Below are 262 nucleotides of genomic sequence, written 5' to 3'. Positions count from 1 at the left end.
GGTGTGCTGGCGGCGGTGTCGGCGATGCGTGGCCGGCTGGCGGGGTTGCTGGAGCATGAGCACGCTCCGTTGGCGGTGGCGCAGCGGGCCAGCGGGGTGGCCGGTGATGTGCCGTTGTTCACCTCGATGTTCAACTACCGGCACAACCCGAGCCGGCAGGACTCCGGGCAGCAGGCGGATGAGGGGGTTGAGGGCAGCCGGACCGTCTTGGTGGTCGACCGCAACAACTACCCGTTGTCGGTCGCGGTCAATGACAGTGGGG

General features: G+C 68.7%; 1 protein-coding gene. It reads left to right on the top strand.

What is annotated here, in order from left to right; genetic code table 11:
* Nucleotides 1-15: 15 nt before the first annotated feature.
* Nucleotides 16-262: hypothetical protein (locus IG98_RS46410; RefSeq protein ID WP_157594920.1), on the top strand; the 247-nt coding region annotated here is incomplete at its 3' end.

Source organism: Streptosporangium amethystogenes (assembly GCF_000721075.1).
GTDB lineage: Bacteria > Actinomycetota > Actinomycetes > Streptosporangiales > Streptosporangiaceae > Streptosporangium > Streptosporangium amethystogenes.
The sequence above is the reverse complement of the archived record's forward strand: the minus strand, read 5'-3'. Positions and strand labels throughout refer to the sequence as shown.